At 45.9% G+C, this 26,087-nt stretch carries 23 protein-coding genes and 1 other RNA gene; 1 reads left to right on the top strand and 23 read right to left on the bottom strand.

What is annotated here, in order from left to right; translation table 11 throughout:
* Positions 1 to 87: 87 nt before the first annotated feature.
* Positions 88 to 1,563, bottom strand: coding sequence for a MocR-like pyridoxine biosynthesis transcription factor PdxR (pdxR, locus tag KAI37_RS17275; protein WP_076293503.1), 1,476 nt, complete (start codon positions 1,561 to 1,563; stop codon positions 88 to 90).
* 116 nt (positions 1,564 to 1,679) lie between these two features.
* Between pdxR and KAI37_RS17280 the strand changes: the two genes are divergently transcribed.
* Entirely contained in the window at positions 1,680 to 2,900 is a 1,221-nt protein-coding gene (locus KAI37_RS17280) for an aminotransferase-like domain-containing protein (RefSeq protein ID WP_076293504.1), read from the top strand.
* Positions 2,901 to 3,315: 415 nt separating this feature from the next.
* Here the strand turns inward: KAI37_RS17280 and rnpB are convergent.
* From rnpB to floA, 22 genes are all read right to left on the bottom strand, one after another.
* Positions 3,316 to 3,714: RNase P RNA component class A (gene rnpB, locus KAI37_RS17285), an RNA gene on the bottom strand.
* A 79-nt stretch (positions 3,715 to 3,793) separates the two neighbouring features.
* Entirely contained in the window at positions 3,794 to 4,360 is a 567-nt protein-coding gene (locus KAI37_RS17290; protein WP_220029885.1) for a flavin reductase family protein, read from the bottom strand.
* Positions 4,361 to 4,422: 62 nt separating this feature from the next.
* Complete coding sequence (locus KAI37_RS17295; protein ID WP_076293506.1) at positions 4,423 to 5,538, bottom strand: Nif3-like dinuclear metal center hexameric protein; 1,116 nt, start codon at positions 5,536 to 5,538, stop codon at positions 4,423 to 4,425.
* Positions 5,514 to 6,275, bottom strand: a complete 762-nt coding sequence (locus tag KAI37_RS17300) for a tRNA (adenine(22)-N(1))-methyltransferase (RefSeq protein ID WP_071641801.1) — start codon at positions 6,273 to 6,275, stop codon at positions 5,514 to 5,516. Before KAI37_RS17300 ends, KAI37_RS17295 begins: the two co-directional genes overlap by 25 nt.
* Positions 6,272 to 7,111, bottom strand: coding sequence for a hypothetical protein (locus KAI37_RS17305; RefSeq protein ID WP_220029886.1), 840 nt, complete (start codon positions 7,109 to 7,111; stop codon positions 6,272 to 6,274). The genes KAI37_RS17300 and KAI37_RS17305 overlap by 4 nt, the downstream gene beginning before the upstream one ends.
* A gap of 87 nt (positions 7,112 to 7,198) precedes the next feature.
* On the bottom strand, positions 7,199 to 8,332 hold the full coding sequence (gene rpoD / locus KAI37_RS17310; RefSeq protein ID WP_007431230.1) for an RNA polymerase sigma factor RpoD: 1,134 nt from the start codon (positions 8,330 to 8,332) through the stop codon (positions 7,199 to 7,201).
* 43 nt (positions 8,333 to 8,375) lie between these two features.
* Positions 8,376 to 10,250 (bottom strand): DNA primase, encoded by a 1,875-nt coding sequence (gene dnaG, locus KAI37_RS17315; protein WP_025722118.1) that lies wholly within the window; start codon positions 10,248 to 10,250, stop codon positions 8,376 to 8,378.
* A complete protein-coding gene (locus KAI37_RS17320) occupies positions 10,243 to 10,719 on the bottom strand; it encodes a YaiI/YqxD family protein (RefSeq protein ID WP_025722119.1) in 477 nt (158 codons plus the stop codon). Before KAI37_RS17320 ends, dnaG begins: the two co-directional genes overlap by 8 nt.
* A gap of 121 nt (positions 10,720 to 10,840) precedes the next feature.
* Positions 10,841 to 12,916 carry a glycine--tRNA ligase subunit beta gene (gene glyS / locus KAI37_RS17325; RefSeq protein ID WP_220029887.1) on the bottom strand — a complete coding sequence of 692 codons (2,076 nt, stop codon included), beginning with the start codon at positions 12,914 to 12,916 and terminating at the stop codon, positions 10,841 to 10,843.
* Positions 12,909 to 13,796: a glycine--tRNA ligase subunit alpha gene (gene glyQ / locus KAI37_RS17330; RefSeq protein ID WP_023989480.1), complete on the bottom strand. Its 888-nt coding sequence runs from the start codon at positions 13,794 to 13,796 to the stop codon at positions 12,909 to 12,911. The genes glyS and glyQ overlap by 8 nt, the downstream gene beginning before the upstream one ends.
* Positions 13,797 to 14,199: 403 nt before the next feature.
* The gene (gene recO, locus KAI37_RS17335; protein WP_025722121.1) at positions 14,200 to 14,952 is read right to left on the bottom strand and encodes a DNA repair protein RecO; all 753 of its coding nucleotides are present in this window, start codon (positions 14,950 to 14,952) and stop codon (positions 14,200 to 14,202) included.
* A gap of 42 nt (positions 14,953 to 14,994) precedes the next feature.
* On the bottom strand, positions 14,995 to 15,132 hold the full coding sequence (locus tag KAI37_RS17340; RefSeq protein ID WP_013372137.1) for a YqzL family protein: 138 nt from the start codon (positions 15,130 to 15,132) through the stop codon (positions 14,995 to 14,997).
* Between the two features lie 393 nt (positions 15,133 to 15,525).
* Complete coding sequence (gene era / locus KAI37_RS17345; protein WP_071641807.1) at positions 15,526 to 16,428, bottom strand: GTPase Era; 903 nt, start codon at positions 16,426 to 16,428, stop codon at positions 15,526 to 15,528.
* A 49-nt stretch (positions 16,429 to 16,477) separates the two neighbouring features.
* A complete protein-coding gene (locus tag KAI37_RS17350; RefSeq protein WP_220029888.1) occupies positions 16,478 to 16,852 on the bottom strand; it encodes a diacylglycerol kinase family protein in 375 nt (124 codons plus the stop codon).
* On the bottom strand, positions 16,852 to 17,349 hold the full coding sequence (gene ybeY / locus KAI37_RS17355; protein ID WP_220029889.1) for an rRNA maturation RNase YbeY: 498 nt from the start codon (positions 17,347 to 17,349) through the stop codon (positions 16,852 to 16,854). Before ybeY ends, KAI37_RS17350 begins: the two co-directional genes overlap by 1 nt.
* A gap of 55 nt (positions 17,350 to 17,404) precedes the next feature.
* Entirely contained in the window at positions 17,405 to 19,651 is a 2,247-nt protein-coding gene (locus tag KAI37_RS17360; protein ID WP_220029890.1) for an HD family phosphohydrolase, read from the bottom strand.
* 95 nt (positions 19,652 to 19,746) lie between these two features.
* Positions 19,747 to 20,718 carry a PhoH family protein gene (locus KAI37_RS17365; protein ID WP_013311138.1) on the bottom strand — a complete coding sequence of 324 codons (972 nt, stop codon included), beginning with the start codon at positions 20,716 to 20,718 and terminating at the stop codon, positions 19,747 to 19,749.
* 6 nt (positions 20,719 to 20,724) lie between these two features.
* Positions 20,725 to 21,918 (bottom strand): sporulation protein YqfD, encoded by a 1,194-nt coding sequence (gene yqfD / locus KAI37_RS17370; RefSeq protein WP_220029891.1) that lies wholly within the window; start codon positions 21,916 to 21,918, stop codon positions 20,725 to 20,727.
* Positions 21,915 to 22,208, bottom strand: a complete 294-nt coding sequence (gene yqfC / locus KAI37_RS17375) for a sporulation protein YqfC (RefSeq protein ID WP_023989488.1) — start codon at positions 22,206 to 22,208, stop codon at positions 21,915 to 21,917. The genes yqfD and yqfC overlap by 4 nt, the downstream gene beginning before the upstream one ends.
* A gap of 379 nt (positions 22,209 to 22,587) precedes the next feature.
* Positions 22,588 to 23,997 carry a branched-chain amino acid transporter BcaP gene (gene bcaP / locus KAI37_RS17380; protein ID WP_220029892.1) on the bottom strand — a complete coding sequence of 470 codons (1,410 nt, stop codon included), beginning with the start codon at positions 23,995 to 23,997 and terminating at the stop codon, positions 22,588 to 22,590.
* Positions 23,998 to 24,421: 424 nt separating this feature from the next.
* Complete coding sequence (locus KAI37_RS17385; RefSeq protein WP_071641825.1) at positions 24,422 to 25,000, bottom strand: hypothetical protein; 579 nt, start codon at positions 24,998 to 25,000, stop codon at positions 24,422 to 24,424.
* Between the two features lie 44 nt (positions 25,001 to 25,044).
* A complete protein-coding gene (floA, locus tag KAI37_RS17390; RefSeq protein ID WP_269467284.1) occupies positions 25,045 to 26,046 on the bottom strand; it encodes a flotillin-like protein FloA in 1,002 nt (333 codons plus the stop codon).
* Between the last annotated feature and the right edge of the window lie 41 nt (positions 26,047 to 26,087).

Genomic DNA, 26,087 nt, shown 5'->3' on the forward strand with positions numbered 1-26,087 from the left:
ATGTGCAACTCCTTTCGGTGAATTAGTACAGCATATTAAGAAGGCGGGTGCTGTGCTTGGATGTTTACCCCCTAATACAAATATCCCTTATAAAATAGGCTTCCGTTCAACAATGACCGAATGATCAAGCAGTTCGCCCAACAAACGGCACAGTTTGTGAAGACCTGTTTTAAGTGTTTCCTTGTCCGCATACGAAAAAGAAATACGGATATGGTTACTGTCCATACCACCTGCATAGCATACTGCACCAGGTAAAAAGGAAACTCCTTCTCGGTCAGCCAGCCGCTCCAATTCTGGAATATCAACATTAGGTGGAAGCTTAATCCACACATTTAAGCCGCCTTCGGGAGCATACCAGCTGACCTCTGGCGGAGCATAGCGCTGGAGCGTATGCAATGCGACTGTCAACCGATCCCGCATTTGTTCCCGCAACCAAACAAGATGCTGATCCAGTTGATTCCTGATAAAGGGCAGTAGCGCTTTTTGCGTTAATAGAGGGCTCCCCAAATCCGTAGTAGACTTGGCAGCCACCAAACGATCCATTACACTGCCAGTGGCCGCTACACAAGCTATACGACAGCCGGGAGCAACGGTTTTGCTAAAGCTTTTGATATATATCACATGACCGGACTGATCATGCGCCTTGATAGAGAGTGGCGGCTTTGTTTTATAATATAGGTCGGAAAATGGATCATCCTCAACAATGAGGCAATGATAACTTTGAGCTAGATCCAGTAATTGTGTGCGTCTGGCCATCGTTAAAGTTACTCCGGTAGGATTATGAAAGGTGGGTATCGTGTAGATCAGTTTTGGGGGATGAGTGTCACAGAGACGCGTGAGGATATCGATCCTCATGCCCTGCTCATCCATCGGAATCATAATTACTTTGGCACCACGACTGGTAAACACATCAATGGCCCCCGTATATGTAGGAGCCTCCATGTAGACAACATCACCAGAACCAACAAAGGTCCGTGCCACCAAGTCAATGCCCTGTTGGGCACCACTGGTTACGAGCAGCTGTTCTGCCACTGTGCATATACCGCGTTCGTTCAGGTGATCTGTAAACACTTCCCTCAGCGCTAAATCACCTTCAAAAGTCCCGTATGCTGCCATTGCATCGGGATTTCCAGAGGATAGACGTTGAGTATCAGCGATGATTTCGCGTGTAGGAAGAAGCTCCGGTTGAATTGCTGCTATATGAAAAGAATAAGGAAACTGTCTGCTATGGTTAAAGTTTCTCCATAACTGTGCGCGCGGCAAATAATCGATCAGCGACATTTGCCATGACAAATCCTGTGCTCCCTCACGTTGAACAGCTACCGAAGGCTCCGCTACATAGCAACCTTTTCCCTGTGTACAGGTAACCAAATGAATAGACTCCAACTCAGCATACGCCTTGCTTACAGTTACGGGACTTACCGCAAGCAGACTGGACAGATGACGGACAGAAGGAAGCTTTGTACCCTGAGGCAGCAATCCAGACTGGATGCGATCTGCTAATGTTTTAGCAATCTGTAAATATAATTTGACACTGCTATTGCGGCTGAGATCAATATGCATCGGAACCGTCCCCTCCAAAAATCAACTGTTACATTTAGACGTTTACTGTTATACTTCATTATCGATATAATACAACAAATTTCATAGTACAGTATAGAACACAGGAGATGATTGGATTGGAACACAAATTTTCGGGTATGGCTCGTACTCAGGGCTCGTCCATGGTAAGGGACATTTTAAAGCTGACACAGGGAACAGATGTGTTATCTCTGGCAGGTGGCCTTCCGGCCGATGCCTTTTTCCCCATCGAAGCTGTTGCTAAAGCCTATGAGCGGGTATTTCGTCTTGGCGGTACTACCGCTCTTCAATACGGCCTAACCGAGGGCTACATTCCTCTACGGGAACGTCTTGCAGCAATCATGTCATCCCAAGGCATCTCCGTCACCAGAGATAATATCATCATGACGACGGGCTCACAGCAGACCATTGATCTGGTTTCGCGTGTGTTGCTCGATCCGCAGGATACTGTATTGGTGGAGTCCCCTACTTATTTGGCAGCTCTTCAGGTATTTAATTCCTATGGTGCCAACATTGTAAGTGTAGATACAGACTCTAACGGTATGCAATTAGAAGATCTTGAAGCCAAGATCAAAAAACATCAGCCTAAATTCGTGTATGTCATCCCCACCTTCTCCAACCCGGCAGGAAGTGTTTGGAGTATGGAACGCAGAACAGGCGTTGTTGAACTATGCCGTAAATACGGCACTTTGATTTTTGAAGATGATCCTTACGGACGTCTTAAATTTGACGAAAACCTTAACTTTCCATCCCTTTTCTCAATTGATCAACAACTAGGTGGAGACGGTCATGTGATGTACACTTCTACATTCTCAAAAACCGTTGCTCCTGGTGTTCGCTCTGGATGGCTGGTAGCTAATCAAGCAATTGTCGTTAAAGTCGCCAATGCCAAACAATCTGCCGATCTGCACTCCAGCAGTATTGATCAACGTGCTTTGAATGAGTTATTGGACTTTTTTGACTTGGACGGACATATTCGTACCGTGTCCGCTGAGTACCATTCTCGTATGCTACGTCTCACGTCGCTGATGAAAGAACGTCAATGGGAAGGAATCACCTGGAATGATGCACTTGGCGGTATGTTTATGTGGGTTACCCTACCCGAGGGCTTCCGTTCTGATCGGTTGCTGCAACTCGCAATTCAGGAAGGAGTCGCATTTGTCCCCGGACAAGTCTTCTATGCTGACCTAAGTGGCAGCAACCACATGCGGATCAACTTCACGCATACGGATCCTTCCCTGCTTCCTAAAGCGGTTGACCGATTGGATCGAGCACTGAAGATGTACACAGAGGAAAGTGTGGTAAAAAGCGTGCGATGATGGAGTTGGCAGGATATGTACGTAAGGCCGCTTCACGAATCATTTGATTTTACGATCGCTGTTACCCCCTGATTCGTTTGGAATTTGAATAGTATGGTGGAATCTGGGACAAAGGTGCAGGCTCGCTTCTACAGATTCAAATGCGTTGATACGCTAACTACGTGCCTCATCCTCGAACGGTTTTACGGTAGAGGAAGTAAAAATTAAAATGAAAGCCCCCAGTAATTATGCTGGGGGCTTCATTCCAAGAAGGCACTATTTCTGCGTAAATACGGTATGTTAAAAAGGGTGTGCCATGATTCCCGTTGGAATATGACACACCCTTTTTAATTCAATAAATACATTTGGATTAAAAGCTTTCACGCAAACAGGTCATTTACAAAAGTTAAATTTATACATTTTAAGGTGTTGCAGTGGGGAAAGTTTTCCGTAAGCCGGGTTCTGTGCTATTCGTGGTACAGACGGGAACTACCCTCCCACTACAAGCGACAATCATCTATCTAGGCCGAACATTGCTATCCAGCTCCAGCGACCAACCTAGACACGCCTCGGGCTAAGGCTGCTTCGCGAAGAAGCTGTGTCCCATTAGGTCTTGCTCCAGATGGGGTTTACCAGGAACGAAGTCACCAGCGTTCCTCGGGGTCTCTTACACCTCGGTTCCATCCTTGCCTGTGCCGCAAGCGGCCATCGGCGGTCCATTTCTGTGGCACTATCCTTCAACTCGCGCTGACTGGACGTTATCCAGCATCCTGCCCTATGGAGCCCGGACTTTCCTCTCGTGGCACACGCCACCAGCGATTGTCTGTCAAACTTTCCGAACAACATTACATAGTATACAGGGAACGCGCGCATGATACAACCCTGAAAATATTGTAAAACGTATAGATCTCTGTTTACTTGCTCAAATAAAACGGATGCACCTTTCTCTGCAATGAATCATCCGCCACATAATAAGCAGACCTTCCAACGTATAGCGGGATAGAAAGCTTACTAAAATTAGGAACGTCCTCATCTAGGAACAGTTCATCATCTCGGTAGGTCTGCTGTATTTCACCGACGATCCAATCATGATCTCCATAGGTATGAATATCCACGACTTTACACTCATAAGCAAGATAAGCCTCCAGCAATATAGGCACATTGACTGAAATTCCATCCTCATATGCAATGCCAAACTGCTGAAACTTATCTACATCTTTACCACTAAAGGTACCTACAGCCTGAATCCATTCCGATCTGTGTGCAGGCAGAAACTGAATACCAAAGCCTCCGCTTTTCTCGATCAGACCGTGAGAATATGTTTCCTTCCTCAGTGAAATGCCATACATGCCCGGTGATGATCCGATATAGGTATGCCAGCCTGAGGCCATTACATTATTTTCCCCCTCATAGCGGGAAGTAACAACAGCGACCATGCCTGGATAGGCATGAATTGCAGAATCAGCTATCAGCGTCCGCATAGAACCTCTCCCTACGAAAAAAAATAATAGAGCATCTTCATTTTCTCATAGATGTTGAGATTTTACAAAAATTGAAAAGGCTCGGTTTCTACCTGAGATACATGTACTTCCGTTGAATACCGACCTTCTGCCAAGCGTTTGCGTATCCATTCTACGGTTTTAGGCTTCATAATCTTTTCAGCATTATGTCCAGGGTCAATAATAGCAATCCCCGCCATAAGGGCATCCTGAGCCGTGTGATAGTCAATATCCCCCGTGACTAATACGTCAGCTCCCTTAAAGAGCGACTTGTTCACATAACGGCTGCCAGAGCCCCCAAGCACTGCTGCCTTTTTGATCGTACGATCTAAGTCGCCCACCACACGTACATGCTCGACGTTGAGACCGTTTTTTACAACATCTACAAACTCCCGTAACGTGCAGGTCTCCTTGAGCTTGCCGACCCGCCCCAAACCAAAGCTACGGCCTTGCAAATCCATATGGTACAGGTCATAGGCCACCTCTTCATAAGGATGAGCCTTCAGCATCGCTTGAACAACTTTATTGCGTACCCCCTGCGGTACAATGGTCTCAATACGAACCTCCTCACTACGTTCCATTTTACCCTGCTCACCCAAAAACGGCTGTGTGCCTTCACCCGGTACAAAAGTTCCGTAGCCATCAATGTTAAAGCTGCAATGACTGTAATTGCCGATATGTCCAGCTCCCGCCCCCAATACGGCATCCAGTACCCGTTGATGATGTGTTTTGGGTACGAAAACGACAAGCTTGAATAATTGCTCGGTGTGAACATCCTCCAGCGTACCTTCACTTTGAATACCCAGAGCTTCCGCCATCCAGTCATTCATGCCGTCCTCAGCCGTATCCAGATTCGTATGACTGATGTAGACAGCAATATCATTCTTGATCAGCTTTTCATACAATCTGCCAGCAGGCTGATCCGTATTCAAAGCTTTAAGTGGGCGGAATATAATCGCATGATGCGCAATAATGAGGTCAGCTTTTATGCGGATTGCCTCTTCGACAACCTCATCATTAACATCCAGGGCTACTAATATGTTTTTGATTTCCTTTTGCAGACTACCCAGCTGAAGCCCGATTCTATCGTCCGGAACTGCCAAGTATTTCGGAGCCAGCTGCTCCATATAGCTAATTACTGTCTGTCCTTTGGCAAACATGCAAGTACCTCCTCTAGCTGTTCAATTTGCTTGCGCAATTGTTCCCGCTTATGCTGTGCGGACTCCTGATCTGATCGTGCCACTTGTGCCAGCACATCCTCAAGCTTGCGAATCTCCAATTTCCATTTATAAAAAAAGATTTTATTCGGTGCTTTGACCAATAGCGGTCCGAGTTGCATTAACAAATCCTGTGTCAGTATCAGCGAACTGTCGGGAAGTTTCCATGGTTGATACAGCGCATCCTGTTTCAGTGGGCTTACCGAATCAGGTACGGCCGTCAGAATCTCATATATTTTCCCGTCTTCTTCCATAATATGTTCACTTGTAAGTACCCATTGATGTTCGATGAGCCAACGGCGTAAGATATCCTCGCCTACGTTAGGCTGTAGAACAAGTTGTTTCACTGAAACAAGCTTGTCTTTCCCTTGCTCTAAAATGGAGGCGATCAAGGCACCACCCATGCCAGCTATCGTAATAACATCAACCTCATTGGCCTTAATTACAGCCAATCCATCTCCCTTTCTAACCGCAATGCGATCAGTAAGACCTGCTTCGGCCACCTGCTTTTGAGCCGCACGCAACGGACCATCGTTGACCTCACCCGCCACGGCTTGCGGTACTCTGCCACTACGCACTGCAGCCACAGGGAGTAGTCCATGATCCGAGCCAATATCCGCAAGTCTGCTCCCGGCAGGAATTTGTTCCATAATATATTGTAATCGTTGAGAAAGTTTCATGACGTCACCCACGTAATCCATTTTTTTCGAGTCCAAAATAAAATCCCTACAACAAATGCCAACTTCAGTATGCTGTAAAACACCACATCATCCGCCGCTTGATGGCGCAGGATAATCGTGTCTGCTTCAGCCATGAATGCTAGTGTCATGCCTATAGCGAAATAAACCAAAGCGAGACGCGGAAAGCGGCGATGTACCCACCAGCTTAGCCAGATCAACAATACTGCGTGCAAAATCCAAAATGCCTCAAGCATCACTAAAGTTGCTGTAGGCCAGGAGCGGCCTATAAGGACCGCGTACACTAAAAGCAGCCCAGCAAGACCACAGTAATGAAGTAAGTTGATCCGCAAAGTTAATCCCACAAGACACCAAACCACACCGCATAGGCCTACGAGCAAAAGAAACCAAACCTTAGCTTCACCTTGATGGAGCTGAATGATCCACACACCCGAACCCAGCATAATCGCACTGCCTAAAGTGCTCAACATCACACTCATACTCTTTTCGGAAGACCGCCAAAATGCGGCCACTCCATAGCAAATCGCAGTAACTGCACTTGCCGAGAATATTTGCATTGCCAACGGAAAAGCGGTAAAATAAAAACCGATCAAACAAATGCAGGAAATAATGACAAAACCAAGAAGCCAGGCGATCCCATGCCCGTGTCTAAGATATGTAAGCAGCCCGGTGTTGTTACGGTTCTGGCTCTGCGACGGATCTTCGTCCTCCCGATACAGGTTAGACAAAAAATCGCAATATTGCTCAGGGAGCAGCCGACTTCGCCGCCAATGCTCAATTTCATGTAACAGTATTGCCCGTTTTTTCTCCTGGTCCAAGCTTCTTCCCCTCCACCAAGGCTGCCATGAGATAAAAAAAGACCTCCTGCGCGCTTCAAGCCGCAGAAGGTCCGCAATGTTACGCTTCTATTCGAGGAAATCCTTCAGTCGCTTACTGCGGCTTGGATGGCGCAACTTACGCAGCGCTTTGGCCTCAATCTGACGAATACGTTCACGTGTAACACCGAACACTTTACCCACTTCTTCAAGGGTTCTGGTTCTTCCGTCGTCCAAACCAAAGCGGAGACGCAAAACATTCTCTTCCCGTTCGGTTAACGTATCCAGTACATCCTCGAGCTGTTCCTTCAGAAGTTCATAGGCAGCCGCATCTGCAGGCGCCAATGCTTCTTGATCCTCAATGAAATCCCCCAGATGTGAGTCATCCTCTTCACCAATTGGTGTTTCCAATGAAACCGGTTCTTGGGCAATTTTCATAATTTCCCGTACTTTTTCTACGCTCAGCTCCATCTCGGCAGCTACTTCTTCCGGCGTAGGTTCGCGCCCCAGCTCTTGCAACAGTTGACGCGATACACGAATCAGCTTGTTGATCGTTTCCACCATATGCACCGGAATACGGATCGTTCTCGCCTGATCGGCTATTGCGCGCGTAATGGCCTGACGAATCCACCAGGTTGCATACGTACTGAATTTAAAGCCTTTTTCGTAATCAAATTTTTCTACTGCCTTAATCAAACCCATATTACCTTCCTGAATCAGATCCAGGAAAAGCATTCCGCGACCAACATAACGTTTGGCAATACTTACAACCAGACGCAAGTTCGCTTCTGCCAACCGACGCTTGGCTTCTTCATCGCCGTTATTGATCCGTTTGGCAAGCTCCACCTCATCATCAGCAGAAAGCAACGGTACACGACCGATTTCCTTCAAGTACATCCGGACCGGGTCATTAATTTTAATACCGGGAGGCAGGCTCAGATCGTCATCGAAATTAAAATCATCCCCATCATTGTTTTCCGGGTCGTCATTTTGACGCAATCTGGTAACTTCTTCGTCGTTGTCATTCACAACCTCAATCCCCAAGTCACCCAGTTGCTCATAAAACTCATCCATTTGCTCGGGGTCCTGATCAAACGGCGACAGTTTTTCCATGATATCTTTGTAGTTCAGAGAAGAACTTTTTTTACCCAACTCAATCAGTTGATCTTTGACCTGATCCAGTGTTAGTTCCGTCTCCAGTTCAGTATGCTGATCATTCGCCATCTTTCGACTCCCTCCTCCCTAGAAACATCCGACCTCTGTGTGTTCATTGTCTCTCTAGGGCTATAATCTCACTTGCAATTTGTGCTGCGCGCAAAAAGTCACCTAAGCGCTCAGCGGCTCTCATTTCTTCCCTTTTCAAATCCAGTTGCTCCTGCAATGGAAATTTTCGCACCTGATGAATATAATCATCCAAAATGTGCGGTGCCCATACGCCTGGAGCATCCATCATCATGATCGAACTTACGTTCTTCTCCAGCCGGTCGTCTTGCAAAGATGAAATAAAACGGCTTGTATCCGGTAACTTCCCTTGCGCGTAATAGGCATATAGATAAGCAGCAATTGCTGCATGATCCTCAATATTAAAGGCGTCGCCCAGATGCTTTTCTACATACTCTGCAGCTTCTAAATCCTGCATCATCCAGTGAAGCAGCCTGCGCTCAGCCACATGGTAAGCTGGCAACAAATTAGGTGTGGAGACCTGCCCTTTTTTATGCCTACCATTATTCCACCCATTTTCGTTATTATCCCCAAAGTTCTGTTTTTTTTGCAGGGATTGACGGAGTAAATTGCATTCTTGCTTCAAGGTTTCAAAATCCACCTTGACTTCGGCTGATACTTCGCGCAGATACACTTCCCGCTCGGTCGGGGATGACAGAGGTGCAATGACATTTAATGCTTCGCGGGAATACGCGATTCTTCCTTCTTCCTCTTGCAGTATATGGTTTTTTTTCAGATATATAAGCTTAAATTTCACCGTTGAAACAGCACTTTCGATAATTTGGCGCTGGAATCGTTCGCCGCCGTATTGCCGGATAAAATCATCCGGGTCCATACCGTCACTGACCAGCGCTACTTTCACGTGAAGTCCCGCATTTTCCAACAGCGGAAAATTTTTAAGCGCAGCAGCTTGTCCTGCCCGGTCACCATCATAACAAATAATGACCTCGTCGCACAGTCCTTTTAACATCGTAGCATGGTGCTCCGTTAGAGCAGTGCCCATGGCGGCCACCCCATTTTGTACGCCAGCTTCCCATGCCGAGATGACATCACCGTAGCCTTCAAAAAGAACACTCTGGCGGAGCTTGCGAATTGAGGTTTTAGCATGATGAAGATTGTACAGCGTTCGGCTCTTGTTGAATAGCTTGGTCTCCGGTGAATTCAAATACTTCGGCTGTCCCTCACCAAGTATACGGCCTGCAAAGGCAATAACTTTTCCGTTGCGATTCCAAATGGGAAACATGATACGATCTCTGAATCGATCCACATATCCATCACCCTCATGCCGGGGAGAAATAAGCCCTCCCTTTTCCATCTCCACGGGATCAAAAGAACGCTTCTCCAGAAACTGAACGATCGTATCCCATCGGTTGGGTGCATAGCCAATTTGAAATTGATCAATGATCTTGTCACTGAATCCCCGTGAACGCAAGTATTCCATCGCTGGTTTGCCGTGCTCCGTATTTTTAAGCAAAAAATGGTACATCTTAGAAGTTAACTCATACGCTTGCAACAGCCTGTCCAACTCAGGATGCTGATGCGATGAATCACGTCCCTGCCATTCGCCGAGCGGGATATGACTTTCTTCTGCCATTGTCCTGACAGCTTCGGGAAAGGATAGTCCTTCGATTTCCATCATAAACTTGATGGCATTGCCTCCCGCGCCGCAGCCGTAGCAGTAAAAAATCTGACGATCCGGTGTCACGGTGAATGAAGGGGTTTTTTCGGAATGAAAAGGACAGAGGCCTTTCATATACTTCCCCTGCTTGGTCAAATGCACGTACTTGCTTACCGTATCTACAATATCATGATGTTGTAAAACCGACTCAATGATATCGTCCGGTATGTTACCTTGTCCGGCACTCATATTAACCACCTTCATCTCTTTAGCACGTAAATATAATTCGATACCGTTACTCATTCTCCTGCAAGCGAAGTAAAAGTTTTGTCAGTTTATGTTGAAAAACTTCACGATCCTCTAATGTAAACGGTTTAGGACCTTTTCCATAACGTCCTTTTTTCCGTTCTTTGGCAGAAGTATGGCGTCGGTCAAGCATGAAATCTATCGAATCGTTTCGATACATAGCTCCGCGAAAAGACATCACTTCACAACCTTTTGCCAAGGCAAGTGCAGCAAGACCATAATCATTGGTGGTTACAATATCGCCGCGGCGGATATGATTGGCAATATAGAGATCGGCACTTTGGTCGCTTCGGTCTACTTTAACGACGCTTACGCCTTTGCTGCCCTGAATGAGATGATCATATGAAGATACCATAATAACCTCAATATGAAAACGGGAAGCTATCTCCGCAATTTCACTTTTAACAGGACAAGCGTCCCCGTCAACAACGATCCGCACATCCAGTAAAGTTCCGGTTCCCTCCATGAGCATCCCCCATCTCCATCCGCATTCGAGTAAAATACGGAACGGCTGCAAGATTACTCTTACACCGTTCCGTATATTTATACCCATTTTTTCAAGTTGTTCATACTACCACAACTGACGTTTAAACTACAAGCTTGGAAAAATCGGCAAAACGCTTCAGTTCTGAGTCAATAGCAGCCAGCAATGCCAAACGATTATTACGAACAGCATCATCCTCAGCCATAACCATAACGGAATCAAAGAACGCCGTCACCGCAGGGGTAATGGATGAAGCAAGCGCTAACGCCCGTGTCGCATCACCTTCCTGTAAAGCTACGCTATAAGATTCATAAGCGCTATACCATGCTTCGTAAAGCGTTTTTTCGCCTTGCTCCGTAAACTCACCGGTATTAACTGACTTATGAACTGCTTTAGCAGCCAGATTACCTACACGATTAAAGGACTCAACTGTTGCTTTGAATACCTCACCTGTTTGTACGGCAGTCATTAACGCAGTTCCGCGTTTAACCACGGAAGCAACATCGTCATATCCAGCTGCAAGCACTGCATCCACAACGTCATAACGAAGTGTCTCGGACAATAGTTTCTTCACGCGTAATCCGAAAAACTCATGTAATTCTTTACGTATTTCATCCGCGGAACGTTTCATATTTCCAAGGTTGCCGTGCACCTCGAGCGCGATATTGAACACATCAGACAACGTAGCCGAAAGCTTGCGATCCAACAATATCTGCACAATACCTGCTGCCTGGCGACGCAGCGCGTAAGGGTCCTGTGAACCTGTTGGAATAATACCGATGGAGAAGCAGCCTGTAATGGTATCTATCTTGTCTGCGATACTTACAATTGCTCCAGCATTCGTTGAAGGAACCGTTTCTCCTGCAAAACGCGGCTGGTAATGCTCAAACACCGCTCTTGCCACTTCTTCCTTCTCTCCAGCCTTACGAGCATAATCCTCACCCATCACACCTTGCAGTTCCGGGAACTCATATACCATTTGTGTTACCAGGTCAAATTTACAAATATCCGCTGCTCGGCTAACCGATTCCTGTGTATCTGGGGAAACGCGAAGCTTCTCTGCCAGAGCATCAGCAATACGGCGAATACGGCGTACTTTGTCTCCAACCGTTCCCAGCTCTTCGTGGAAAACGATACTTTCCAATTTGGAGAGTGCATCCTTAATTTCCAGCTTCTGATCTTCCTCATAAAAGAATTTGGCATCAGACAACCGCGCACGCAATACTTTTTCATTCCCTTTAGCAATGACTTCCAGTGATTGACTTCCTCCGTTACGTACCGTAACAAAGTATGGCAATAGCTCTCCTGTGCGATCCAGCACTGGGAAATAGCGTTGATGTTCGCGCATGGAAGTAATGAGCACATCCTTCGGAATGTTCAGGAACGCAGGATCAAAACCTCCGAACAGTACTGTTGGGGTTTCCACCAAATACAGCACTTCTTCCAGCAAATCATCCTTGACCGCAATCGTCCAATCTTTTTCGGCAGCCAGCGCTTCAATCTGCTTTACAATAAGCGATTGACGTTCCTCAATGTCCACAATGACATGCTGCTTGCGAAGCACTTCAACATAGTCAGCTGGACTTTCTACTACGGCATCCTGTCCCAAGAAACGATGCCCTCTTGTCACATTTCCTGACTGCACGCCGGCAATCTCCAAATTAACAATATCGCTACCAAACAAGGCAATCAACCAGCGGATCGGACGAACAAATTTAAAGTCATAACTTGCCCAGCGCATGAATTTAGGGAATGTCATGGCATGTAAAATGTGCAATAAACCTTCGGACAGTACATCCGCTGTTGGTACACCTATGCTGCTCTTAGTTGCGTAAATATATTCCACGCCTCCAAGCTCCTTGAATGTGAACTGTTCAGGATCAACACCTTGGCTGCGAGCAAAGCCTAGTGCAGCCTTGCTCCAGTTACCAGCCTCGTCGAGTGCGATTTTGCGGGAAGGACCTTTAACTTCTTCGTTAATATCTTCTTGCTTCTCCGCTACTTCCTTGACAAGTACCGCCAAACGGCGAGGTGTAGCATAAGCCTCTACAGCACCATAAGCAATACGTGAACTGTCAAGCCACGCCGTCATACGCTGCTTCAACTGCTGAATTGCATTCGGGATAAAACGTGCAGGGACTTCTTCCAACCCGATCTCAAACAATAAATCCTTAGACATTTGCCGCACCTCCTTTCTTCAACAGCGGGAAGCCCAGCTTCTCGCGCTCCTCCAGATAGGTCGCAGCCACCTGACGTGCCAAATTACGCACTCGTATAATAAACCCAGTCCGTTCCGTCACACTGATCGCTCCGCGAGCGTCCAGCAAGTTGAACGCATGAGAACATTTCAGCACATAATCATAGGCTGGAAATACAAGATGCTGCGCCATCGCTTTATTTGCCTCTTCTTCGTACATATTAAAAAGAGTAAAGAGCATTTTGACGTCAGATACTTCAAACGTATACTTGGAATGCTCAAATTCAGGCTGGTGGAAGACATCGCCGTATGTGATTCCATTGACCCACTCCAAATCGAACACATTCTCCTTGTCCTGGATGTAGGAAGCAAGACGCTCCATACCGTACGTGATTTCTACGGCAACCGGACTGGCATCAATACCGCCCACTTGCTGGAAATACGTGAATTGGGTAATTTCCATACCGTCCAGCCATACTTCCCAACCTAAGCCCCACGCTCCCAGCGTTGGTGCTTCCCAGTTGTCTTCAACGAAACGAATATCATGCTCCAGAGGGTTAATGCCTAAACGGCTCAAACTCTCTAAATACAATTCCTGAATGTTATCCGGTGAAGGCTTCAAAACTACTTGAAACTGATGATGCTGATACAGGCGATTCGGGTTCTCACCATAACGTCCGTCTGACGGACGACGAGAAGGCTCAACATAAGCTACATTCCAAGGCTCAGGTCCGATCGAACGTAAATACGTCATCGGGTTCATCGTGCCTGCCCCTTTTTCCGTGTCATACGGCTGTACAATAATACAGTTGTGTTCAGCCCAAAATTGTTGCAGCGTTAAAATCATCTGCTGAAAATTCATTGGTACACGCTCCCTTTCCAATTCCCTCAAATGTTGGTGATTTCTTCTCATTAAGCTCGTATGTACAGGGCTATTTTATCCCAAAAGCCTTGCTAGAGACAGCAAAAAGCCCCCGCCTCTACGCCTGTACAGACGTAGGGACGAGAGCTGACTCCCGCGGTTCCACCCTACTTGATTGCGATCCTACATCACCAATCAGATCGTAATCCTCTTTTCCGTGTCCATTCAGACGCTCCCGAGTGCCTTGTTCACGAAGAATTCCCGTTGGGCTTACACCGTCCCCAACTCGCTAATTACAGAGAATACATCCCGCTACTTTCTCGTTCAATGCATCTGCTCCCGAAGGAGATATATAGTAGGATATTACACGTTTTCAGCAATACAGTCAAGAGAATAAGGCGTTTCACATATCGTACTTGTCGAGCTGATCCAAGAAATTTCGGGATTTCAGCTTGACCTCCAACTGCATATCCATGAACTGACGCATGACATGTTTGATCTCCAGCTTTGTGGATTCCTTTACGTCAATGTTGCCGAGCCGATTCAAATCCATTCTGGCGAACAAGCGCAGCAACTTCAATGTACGTGGAGTCACGCTCAATGCAGCTGGATCATAATGCTTGTAGCTCCGACACAAAACTCCGCCCAGCCTCGGACTGACAAACATATCTTCATCAGCACATTGTTGACCACTTGAAATACATGCATCAAGCTGAGGAGCATATCCGGCCGCCTGCAATATTTTAAATTCATAAATACTCATGACGATCAGCGGATCTTTGCCACTCTCCAGCGCCTCCAAACATGCTTTAAGCTGCTTAAACCAGAACGCGCCTGTTTCCTCATCCTGTAACACCCGATCGAGTAATTCACAAGCATAAGAAGCGTAAGCAGCTTTAGTAATATCCTCGCGTAATGTATGGTGGGATTGGATGATTTCACCGGCATTCAACGTGCCTAAGCCTGTGTTTCGAAAAAAAACGAATTCACCGTACGTAAACGGCTGCGTTAAAGCAGCGTGACGGCTTTTGGACTTTTTTGCACCTCTGACCAGCACGCCTGCTTTACCTCCGCTTTCGGTGCAAAGCGTAATAATTTTGTTCCCCTCACCGTAATCCATGCTGCGGATGACGATTCCTTCCACCCTGTAAAGCATGCCTCTTCCCCCAAACATTCGCGAAGAAGCCAGTGGCTTGTACTATTCACGGGCTTCTTCATGCTCGTCCGACTCTCCCTCATCCGTGTCTTGCTCCCTTGTCACGGCGCTCTCCCGATATAACAGATACGCACCGACATCTCCAGTCATCGCAAAATACTTCCACGAAAAATCTCGCAATCGTATTCATCCTTTCTTCGGAAATGACGTTTGCATCTCAAAAATAGGATGATGCGAAGAGGGGAGAAGTATGCGATGAAATTAATGGATTACGTTGAAAAAGGCTACTGTATGAGGTTTGTAACACCGCTACGCTAGTGCATACAGTTAACCTTTTTTTAAACACACTCATTATTTCATCACTGGAAGAAAAGGGTAAAAAGAGCAAGAGTTAAGCGCCGCATATGTGCAGCGCTTTGAATGACCAAAAAACTGTTACTTTTACGTCTTTTGTCGGAGGATCGGTACGGCTTTTTATAATGTTCATAAAAAAACATACGTATCTAATAAAAAACGACTTAAGCCTTAATAAAGCCCTTTAAACTAAAGTGGCTATAGAGTCCTGCCGTGCTTTTAGACGTCGCGATGGAAGCCAAGGTCACGAAGGACGCGTTCCTGGTTGCGCCAGTCTTTTTTGACCTTAACCCAAAGTTCCAGAAAAATCTTGGAGCCTAGCAGGTTTTGGATATCCTGGCGAGCCTGTTTGCCCACTTCTTTGAGCATGGCTCCCTGTTTGCCGATAATGATCCCCTTCTGGGAGTCACGCTCTACAAAAATAACAGCCATAATATGCACTACCCCATTATCCTGCACTTTCATGTCTTCAATCATAACCGCAATAGAATGGGGTACTTCCTCACGTGTCATATGCAGAATTTTTTCCCGAACTAGTTCGGAGATGACAAACTGTTCTGGATGATCGGTAATTTGATCGTCCGGATAATATTGCGGACCTTCTGGCAAGTATTTTTGCACCTGCTCCAGCAGGGTGTTTACATTGTTGCCCATTTTGGCCGAGATCGGTATGATTTCTGCAAAGTCGTACAACTTGCGATACTGCTCAATCAGGGGCAACAACGCTTCCGGCTCAATGCGATCAATTTTATTCAGCACCAAGATAACTGGCGTTTTTACTTGTTTAAGCTGTTCCGCAATAAAACGGTCGCCACCGCCTAGACCTTCAGCAGCGTCAATAAGAAAAAGTACCGCTTCTACTTCACCCAACGTATTAAAAGCAGTCTGATTCATGTAATCGCCTAATTTTGACTGGCGCTTATGAATCCCGGGTGTATCCAAAAATACAATTTGTGTGTCCTCTGTAGTAAATACGCCGTGAATTTTGTTGCGTGTAGTTTGTGGCTTGTCTGACATAATGGCGATCTTCTGCCCAATGACGTGGTTCATCAGTGTTGATTTTCCGACATTGGGTCTGCCAACAATTGCGACAAAGCCTGATTTAAAGTGTTTCTTAGCCATTTCATTTCCTCCAGCGCGATTAAGCACCTATTTTATTTTGGTTTTTCCATTAAAACAGCGAGCCAATTAACGTCAACATAGGCCTATAAAACACAAATATACCAATAATTACAGCAAAAACCGCTGCCAGGAGCACGGCTCCGGCGGCGGTGTCTTTAGCCGCTTTGGCCAGCGGATGAATATCAGGTGAGATGAGATCCACCGTTGCTTCAACAGCGGTGTTGAACAGTTCGGCTACAATGACTATAGCGATAGCCACGCAGACGAATAACCAGTCGAGCCGGGAGATGTGCAGAGTTAAGCCTGCTACAATGACAAGGAGCGCCACGGCCACATGTATCCGCATATTTATTTGCGTACGCAGAGCATACATCACGCCTTCTGCCGCATAGCGAAAGGTCATTCTCCAAGGCTGACGTCTCATTACCTTGTCAACCCCGCTTGAGCCAGTACAGCTTCCTGTTTACCCATCATTTCAGCTTCACTCGCATCATCCTGATGATCATAGCCTAACAGATGCAGAAAGCCGTGAACAAACAAAAAACCGATTTCACGCTCAATCGAATGTCCGTATTCTTCACTCTGAGCTTGCGCTGTCTGTACAGAGATTATAATATCCCCCAGAACATCCGGTACATCATTCAATGAATTTTCTTCATTCGGTTCGTAAATAATTTCAAGCTCTTCATCCAGTGTCTCCTTCATAGCAAAAGACAACACGTCGGTGGGACGATCAATTCCCCGATAGTCCCTGTTCAACTCATGAATTTGCTCATCATTAACGAAGGTAAGGGCTACCTCACCGTCTGTGACTCCTTCCACTTTGCCTGCCCCCTCTAATAAGGTGTTCAGCAGCGTAATCAAGGATTCGTTAATTACCATATCGTTTTGTTCATTATTCCAAGCTAATTGAAGGCCCATGCCAACCGCTCCTTTTAATTCTAGTGCTCTAACCGTGCTTCGTGCACAAGTTATATTAAGCTTTTCCGTTTTCAGACTTGGGCCTTTCCTCTGGATACTCAATACGGGAATGGAAAATCCCCATTACTGTTTCCTTGAGGGTTTGAGCCACGATATCAAGCTCCCGCATGGTCAGCTCGCAGTCGTTAAATTGGTGATCATCAAGACGGCTCTTAATAATTTTCTCAATCATGGATTCTACCTGTTCCACCGTCGGCTTCCGTAAGGAACGAACTGCTGCCTCCACGCTATCAGCAATTCCCACTACAGCAGACTCTTTAGACTGAGCCTTCGGTCCCGGATAACGGAAATCATCCTCCGTGAAGTCAGGCTCAACCCCCCGCTCTTCAGCCTCACGCAACGCCTTGTGATAAAAATAGTGTAAGAATGTCGTTCCGTGGTGCTGCTCGGCAATATCGCGAATTGGCTTGGGTAGCTTGTAATCCAATTGCAATTCCACCCCGTCACGAGCATGGGCGATAATGATGGATTTGCTCAGCTTGGGCTCTATTGTATCATGTGGATTTTCCAACCCATTTTGATTTTCAATGAAGTACGAAGGCCTCTTGGTTTTACCAATATCATGATAATACGAACCAACCCGGCACAACAAGCCGTTTGCTCCTATAGCCTCCGCTGCGGCCTCTGACAGATTACCCACCATTACACTATGATGATACGTTCCCGGCGTCTCCGTAAGCAGCTTGCGGAGCAATGGATGGTTGGGATTCGACAGCTCAACAAGCTTCAATGCCGACAAGATACCAAAGGTAGACTCAAAAAATGGCATTAGCCCAATAACAAGTATTGCTGTTATCAGACCGCCTGCAAAAGCAAAAGCTACCCCATAGAGCGTCGTCGTTTGAGTCCAATTCCCTTGGTCAATCAGTGCCAGAGAAAAAACAGACAGGGCCCCGAACAGGCATACCATGATCGCCCCTTTGAACAGTGTTGAACGCTGGCTGGCTCGATGGGTAGAGAAAATCGCTGCCAGACAGACCACAAGAGCAAAAAACCCAAAATTAAAGTCAAAAATTTGTCCCTGACGGACATTCAAAATAACACTTGCCAATATACTGAATATAACGGCACATACGAAAGCCAACGACATATCAAGCAACAGCGTTACAAGCATAGCTCCAAGCGCGATAGGCGCCAGATAGCCGAGATAGGAACGTTCACTGTTCTGCAGTATGGAAATTAACATCATTGCTCCCACTGTAATCACAAAGATTAATACTAGCATGAGCAACTGTGCATTATTATACTTGAAGTTTCGTGTTCGTGATTGGAATTGACGAATATACATAAACAAGCCCAATGCCAGCATCATAGACAACATCAGTAGTCCAAATTGTGGCCAATAATTGATTTTATCCTTGAGCAATTCATTTTCATCAAGCAGTGTGTAGATTTCCTGGGTAATAATCTCACCCTTCTTGACGAGTACTTCACCCTGTTTAATGTAAACTGTCGGTGTATCTTCACGAGCCTGTACCTTGGCGTCCTTCGTAGCTGTATCATCATAAAACTTGTTGGCGGTAATCACAAGCCTTGCAAGTTCCTGAACAACCTCCCGTGAAGTACGCTTAGTAAGCAAGCTTGTACTAACCCGCTCTGCTACCTTCGCTCGGGCTGTCTGGGCATCCGTAATTTGATCATTCATCAACCCTGTCACAATCTCACGGGCGACAGGCCGCATTTCAGCAATATCCTCAGATGTAAGGCGCGGAATTTTAATGAATGTCTCCTCTGGAATTCGGTACGTTTGCTCTTTCGTTTTTTCCAGCACTTCATCCAGCAACTTATCTGGGTAGGCATCCGCATTACGGCTGTTATTCACAAAATTTTGCACAAATTCCCGTGCACGTTGCGGAATCTCATCCTTATAAATCGAAATCTTATCTGCTCTGGAAACCTGATCATCCTGATTGAGCCGTTCAATTCGATCCAAAATACCAGTAATCAGGTTATCGTTGCGGACTGGCACAATGGTATACATGGGCTGCACACGTTCAGCTGATTCCTCTTGAGCCTTCAAAGTCGCCTTACTGTTAGGAAGCTGCATCGGGGCGACAATTTCCTTTTCACTCGGTTGATTTACCCGAATGTCATAACGCTCGGGAAGCAGCTTGGACGCAAAGCCTACATAAAAAAGAACCACCAAAAATAAAAACAGAAGATAGCGTGTCGCCACGCTATACTTCCATCCATTCATTCTATGCTGGAACGTTTTCCCTTTAGATAATTCCTTCGAGGTCATCTAAAACAATCCCTCTCCATCATCTTTTTCAAGGCAGCTACACTGCTCATTTTATACTTTTTCTGATCGTACACACCATACTCGTGATTGAATGTCTATCCATGATTTTCAGCAATACGGTCATAAGCAACAATGATTTTTTGAACTAGGGAATGACGGACAACATCCTCTTCTGCAAACTGGACAAAGCCTATTTCTTCAATCCCTTGTAAAATCGCATTCGCTTCAATCAGACCGGATTTTTTGCCACGAGGCAAATCAATTTGCGTAACATCGCCGGTAATGACCATTTTGGAGCCGAAACCAAGTCGAGTCAAAAACATTTTCATTTGCTCGGGTGTGGTGTTTTGCGCTTCGTCCAAAATAATAAATGAATCATCCAGCGTACGTCCCCGCATATAAGCCAAAGGAGCAATTTCTATTAACCCGCGCTCCAGTGCCTTTGCAGTCTGCTCTGGGCCCATCACATCGTATAGGGCATCATACAATGGGCGTAAATACGGATCAACCTTTTCCTGCAAATCCCCTGGTAAAAAACCTAAATTCTCCCCTGCTTCGACCGCAGGACGAGTCAGTACAATGCGCTTGACTGAACCTTCCTTCAGGGCAGCTACGGCCAGCACTACAGCCAGATAGGTTTTACCCGTACCCGCCGGGCCAATTCCAAATACAATATCGCGTTTCTTAATCGTGGTTACATAGTGCTTTTGTCCAATCGTTTTGACGCGAATCGGCTTCCCCCGGAACGTCGTCGTAATTTCACCCTTGAACAAATCCAGCAGCTGATCAGCGCGCAAATCTTTTGCCAATTCAATCGCATAATGGACGTCCCTTTCGGTCAGTATATACCCATTGCGAATTAACTGGAGTAATACATCGAACAATTGTTCGAGCACTTCCACCTCGTGAGCATTACCAAAAACATTAACTTCTGCCTCACGAGATGCTATTTTTGCTGGAATAGCGGCTTCAATTAATTTTAAAAAGGAATCCTGCGGGCCAAATAACGCCTGTCCTTCTCCCGCATTGTTCAATGCAATTTGTATGCTGCGTTGTTGTTCTGCCAAATAGCCTCATTCTCCTTGGTTATGAACTAACGGAAGTTCTTCCGCAATATCCTGCTCCACTTCAAAAAGCACTTTCATATAAACTTTACCATTCTCTCTCTTCTCATGCAAAATTTTTTGGCTCATTATTTTCGTTCCTTTGCCGTATTTAGCTAAAATATCAGCTCGCGCGCCTTCTATTCCTGACATTTTCGCTTCTGCTTCCGTAAGCTTCTGCTCTTGTATCTTTGTCTCCCTCACACTTTCGGTCATCCAACCCATCGGAAGTTTGTAGGAACGCCATGTTAGCGGATCATGTTCAACTGTTGTTTTATGTGTAGAATAAGGTATTTTCCCATATCCCCACAATTGTATCGCACGGTTTCCTAACACCAGATACAAGCGGTCGTGACTGGTGCCTGTATACGTGCTGCTGCGTTGCATCGTGGGACTGCTAATTTCGTATTCATGCCATACAAGACCCTTAACCTCTCCTTTGGCTACGACCTGCTGCTGATTCTCCTCATCTCCAAGCGTTCCCGAGATGAGAATGGCTCCTTTTTTGACACGCGTATTTTTATGCACGACAGGACGACCCTGCTCGGCAAAAATTTCAGTGACTACCGCATCTGCCTTACTGATGATATGACGTGGGCTGTAGAGCGGCGCAGGGGTAGGCTGTGAAGCTTCAACAACCTGAATCGTTACCAAAGTACCCTGTTTTTCCACACCGATCCAGGATGCCTCTGGAAGCTTCTGCATGAGCGCACGGGAAAGCTTGTCTTGACTGGAAAGACGAAAGCTCCATTGAAACGGATACAGCCCCTCCTGTCGGGCGGCTTTGAGAACGGATTCCGTCGGGAGCTTATCATTCCCCTTCACTTCAATGTCCCAGATAAGCGAAGACATCAGCAGGAGACCTATCCAGAACAAAGCCAATCCAGCCATAAAAAATTTACGTTTGGCAAGTCGTATAACAGTAAAGGGAAGCCCTTGCCGCTTCAGAACATGCATTTTACAGCCTGTCCTTCTCAAAAGCGGGCGTAGGAGGAAGACGTGCGGCAGCAGAAGGTTCATTTCTGCATGTCTAGTACCCATCGGCCGCACGTTCCAAACAGGTATATGGTGATCGGTGAGTAAATTAATGAAAGCTTCCACACTTTCGCCCTTGACAGCAAGGGTAACCGTGCCACGCAGTATTGCTAAAGCAGGATGTTTCACGAGCCTTCCTCCGTTCCTTCCATTTGGATATCTGTTATATGTCCCTCCACACTTACCTGCTCTGGCAGAATAGACGTAATGACTAAATCATGGCCGGACACCCGCAGCCTGCCTTTCTCAAGTGCAAGTACGAGCTGATTCGGTGTGAAATCCACCACGCCCCGGTGATTCTCCACATAAAGCTGGCGGCTGCCGATGAGGGTTAACCGCGGCAGGTCAAATAGAATGTCCTGCGGAAGCTCCAGCGTCTCGCTGGCCCACTTTCGCAGTTTGCGGCTCATCCGGCTCATACGGCGAAATCTCCTTTCCTGTCATCAAAACATCTGTTATCCAACGGCTAATCGTTGTTTTGATGACAGCACGCTGCTATTTTTTCATCTTCTGTTATTGCCATTCGGTACCCATAGATGTTTCATGGCAGCTACGCTGCTGGCTTTTCATCTTATATTCTTATTATCAGTGAACGCCATTACACCAGCGCCACAGATATCTGTACTGTACATTTTATGATCCAGTCCCCGCATTTATGAGGCTAAACTTACAATTCGCAGCAGCTGCTATATTGCAGAGGAAGAAGATGTGTCCTTTTAAAATTCAAACAAAAAAGACAGCCTCGTTTTTATATCGAAAACAAGGTTGTCTTTTTTTGATTTTCATTAGATGACACGGTTATTTTTCGGTATCTCGATTCAAAAGAGAATTTTTTCTAGAATATAAGAAGTAAACAGCCATACCAATGACAAGCCAAATAATAAAGCGAATAAATGTCTGACCATTCAAATTAAGAATGAGCACCCCACATGAAACGATAGCCAGGATCGGAATATACGGAACTCCAGGACATCGGAAGGCCCTTGGCAAGTCAGGTTGTGTTTTTCTCATAACGATGACGGCGACCGAAATCAGAATAAATGCTGACAAGGTTCCAATGTTCACCAAACTAGCTAACTCATCTAGCGGGATCAGCCCACCCATTAATGCAGATAAAGTACCAAAAAACAACGTGTTAATGTAGGGCGTTTTATATTTTGAATGAACCTTGGATAATACCTTGGGGACTAAACCGTCACGTGACATAGCAAACATAATGCGAGTTTGACCATAGAGCATTACCAACATGACCGTTGTCATCCCTAAGATAGCTCCTATATCTACAATACCCGCAACCCAGTTCTGGCCCGCAACCTGCAATACCAATGAAACTGGATGAGAGATACCTTCAAATTGCATAAACGGTACTATACCAGTCATAATCGCGCTAACAATGACATACAAAAACGTACAAATAACGAGTGAGAAAATGATCCCTCGTGGTAAATCACGAGCGGGATTTTTGGTTTCTTCAGCCGCTGATGAAACAGCATCAAAACCAATAAAAGCAAAAAACACAAGAGCTGCGGCTCCAAATACCCCACTGAACCCAAACGGCATAAATGGTGTCCAATTATCTGGCTTCACATATTTAAAAGCAACGATGATAAATAATAAAATAACAATAATCTTTACAATTACCATGAAGTTGTTTATCCGTTTTGATTCTTTTATCCCAAAATAAAGCAAGAACGTGATACCCATCAAAATTAAAAAAGCTGGGAGATTAAAATAAGTAGTTTGGTCTTTTAAAGTCCCCGGTGCAGCAGTGAATTCAAGCGGAATGTGAAGGCCAATTCCATTCAAAAATGATACAAAGTAACCCGACCAACCTGCGGAAACAGCGCTGGCTGCCAGCATGTATTCCAAAATTAAATCCCATCCAATAATAAAGGCCAATAGTTCCCCCATCGTAGCATATGTAAAAGTGTAAACAGAACCGGATACTGGAACGGTGGATGCAAACTCCGCATAAGCCAATGCTGCGAATAAACAGGCGAGTCCCGCAATCACAAAAGAAAGTACCAAGCTTGGACCAGCCGTAACTGCTCCCGTACCTGTCAACACAAAAATCCCCGTTCCGATAATGGCTCCAATCCCAAGCATCGTTAAATCAAACGCACCCAGTTCCCTTTTGAGTGCTTTTTCCCCCCGCGTAGCGGCAATCAACTGATCAATGCTCTTCTTTCTGAACAAGCTATTTCCCATCCATCCCATCCTCCTAAAAATTATTTTTCCATTTTTATAATCTTGTTTTATCACCTCGATATAAATCAAATTTTAGCTAAATTTGGAGTAAATTTCATAAGTATCTATCATTGAGAACATTATATATAAAAAAGAAAAAATGAAAACTGCTTTCGGAAAGCTCCATTCATATTGTTACATTTGATCATTTTTCACGAATATATTTTCATAAATGAGACTCTAAATTAGACAAAATGCCACCATTTTAGATGACAACAAATGTGAGAAACCTAGGGCGCACAAGGGATTATCACATTCGTTGTCAGGTAATTAGAGCATTTGTCGTTAATTCATTTTTTATTCTGAGCATGCTTATGTATTATTCCTAAAGCTCACAAAAAAAAAGATCCGCCACAGCCAAAGCTGTGACGGATCCCCTATCATTTTAACGTCTTCCTCCACCCATATAGCGCTTGGAACGCGGAGGACCCAATATTTCTGCCCAAATCACACCTCTGCGCAGATCAGCCGTATCCACCGTATTACGATCTTGCGAGGCTATCTCTGGCGCATCTGTAATTTCCCCTGACTCCCTCGCGTTGGATATACGATCGAGACGGGCTAAAACCAACCTGCGTTCTTCTTCCATAGCACGGATCCGATCCTCTAGAGTCGAACCGTTATCTAATGAATCCCGGTCCATCCGTCCTTCTGTTTCCGACCGATCGCCCACTTCTTCTATACGACGAGCTTCCATAACCGCCCGTCGTTCATTAGGAAATTGACGTTGCAACTCACCAGCAACATCCTGCTGGCGTTGCTCTTGCCCATGTTCCGTTGTGAAGGGTCTGGATGACGTCGAGGGCCCGCGAGAACCATGATCACCCCCAAAGGTAGGCATACCTTTTCGCGGCGGTGATTTCCGCCCTGTACCTTGGATGCTTTTCCCCAAAAAGGACACCAAAGCAAAGCCAATCACGATCAGGATATACAAATGCTCAAAGATCCAGCTGATAAAGTTCATTACTCACCACCTAGCTGCCGTAATTCATCGGCTATGTCCCGTTATTAATCCCGGTTCTTGTTATCATTCCCCGAGTTATCATTCGGTTTGCCTAAGGAGCCACGCATTTGCGTATCCGCCTCAATATTTTTCAAATTCATATAGTCCATGACGCCAAGTTTCCCGCCACGCAATGCTTCAGCCATTGCCAGCGGCACTTCAGATTCGGATTCCACCACGCGTGCTCTCATTTCTACGACACGTGCCTTCATTTCCTGCTCCTGCGCTACAGCCATCGCACGCCGCTCTTCTGCTTTTGCCTGCGCAATACGTTTGTCGGCTTCCGCCTGCTCTGTTTGCAGAAAAGCACCGATGTTTTTACCTACATCAACGTCCGCAATATCAATGGACAGGATTTCAAATGCTGTCCCGGCATCCAAACCTTTGGACAATACAGTTCTCGAAATTGAATCCGGATTCTCCAGCACGTCCTTATGCGAATTACTGGAACCTACAGTTGTAACGATACCTTCACCGACCCGTGCAATAATCGTTTCTTCTCCGGCACCCCCGACGAGTCGATCAATGTTGGCACGCACGGTAACACGAGCTTTAACCTTCACTTCGATACCATCCTTGGCGACCGCTGCAACAGTAGGTGTCTCAATAACACGCGGATTAACACTCATTTGGACCGCTTGCAGAACATCCCGTCCCGCAAGGTCAATCGCAGCCGCACGTTCAAATTCAAGCGGAATGTTAGCACGCTGGGCAGCAATCAACGCATTGATCACTCGGTCTACATTCCCGCCTGCGAGAAAATGGCTTTCCAGCTGGTTGATGTTCAATCCCAGACCCGCCTTGGTTGCCTTAATGAGCGGATTGACAATTCGGCTTGGCGTGACGCGCCGTAACCGCATAGCTACCAGCGTAATGATGCCAATACGCACACCCGAAGCCAATGCTGAAATCCACAGCATCACCGGGAAGAAACTGAAAAATACGCTCAATACAATAATCACTACAACGGCAATCAGCAAAACGCTGACAATACCCGATTCGAACACTCGCATCATCCTCCATTAATCTAATTCTTTGTTATTTACTT

Origin of the sequence: Paenibacillus sp. S25 (genome assembly GCF_019454085.1) — a bacterium.
GTDB classification, from domain to species: Bacteria; Bacillota; Bacilli; order Paenibacillales; family Paenibacillaceae; genus Paenibacillus; species Paenibacillus polymyxa_B.

Bases quoted from the DNA above. Each gene is read 5' to 3' on its own strand.
- pdxR (WP_076293503.1), bottom strand. From the start codon at position 1,563: ATGCATATTGATCTCAGCCGCAATAGCAGTGTCAAATTATATTTACAG.
- KAI37_RS17290 (WP_220029885.1), bottom strand. From the start codon at position 4,360: ATGCGGACGCTGATAGCTGATTCTGCAATTCATGCCTATCCAGGCATG.
- KAI37_RS17295 (WP_076293506.1), bottom strand. From the start codon at position 5,538: ATGTTTGCCAAAGGACAGACAGTAATTAGCTATATGGAGCAGCTGGCT.
- KAI37_RS17300 (WP_071641801.1), bottom strand. From the start codon at position 6,275: ATGAAACTTTCTCAACGATTACAATATATTATGGAACAAATTCCTGCC.
- rpoD (WP_007431230.1), bottom strand. From the start codon at position 8,332: ATGGCGAATGATCAGCATACTGAACTGGAGACGGAACTAACACTGGAT.
- dnaG (WP_025722118.1), bottom strand. From the start codon at position 10,250: ATGAGTAACGGTATCGAATTATATTTACGTGCTAAAGAGATGAAGGTG.
- KAI37_RS17320 (WP_025722119.1), bottom strand. From the start codon at position 10,719: ATGGAGGGAACCGGAACTTTACTGGATGTGCGGATCGTTGTTGACGGG.
- glyS (WP_220029887.1), bottom strand. From the start codon at position 12,916: ATGTCTAAGGATTTATTGTTTGAGATCGGGTTGGAAGAAGTCCCTGCA.
- glyQ (WP_023989480.1), bottom strand. From the start codon at position 13,796: ATGAATTTTCAGCAGATGATTTTAACGCTGCAACAATTTTGGGCTGAA.
- recO (WP_025722121.1), bottom strand. From the start codon at position 14,952: ATGCTTTACAGGGTGGAAGGAATCGTCATCCGCAGCATGGATTACGGT.
- era (WP_071641807.1), bottom strand. From the start codon at position 16,428: ATGGCTAAGAAACACTTTAAATCAGGCTTTGTCGCAATTGTTGGCAGA.
- KAI37_RS17350 (WP_220029888.1), bottom strand. From the start codon at position 16,852: ATGAGACGTCAGCCTTGGAGAATGACCTTTCGCTATGCGGCAGAAGGC.
- ybeY (WP_220029889.1), bottom strand. From the start codon at position 17,349: ATGGGCCTTCAATTAGCTTGGAATAATGAACAAAACGATATGGTAATT.
- KAI37_RS17360 (WP_220029890.1), bottom strand. From the start codon at position 19,651: ATGACCTCGAAGGAATTATCTAAAGGGAAAACGTTCCAGCATAGAATG.
- yqfC (WP_023989488.1), bottom strand. From the start codon at position 22,208: ATGAGCCGGATGAGCCGCAAACTGCGAAAGTGGGCCAGCGAGACGCTG.
- bcaP (WP_220029892.1), bottom strand. From the start codon at position 23,997: ATGGGAAATAGCTTGTTCAGAAAGAAGAGCATTGATCAGTTGATTGCC.
- KAI37_RS17385 (WP_071641825.1), bottom strand. From the start codon at position 25,000: ATGAACTTTATCAGCTGGATCTTTGAGCATTTGTATATCCTGATCGTG.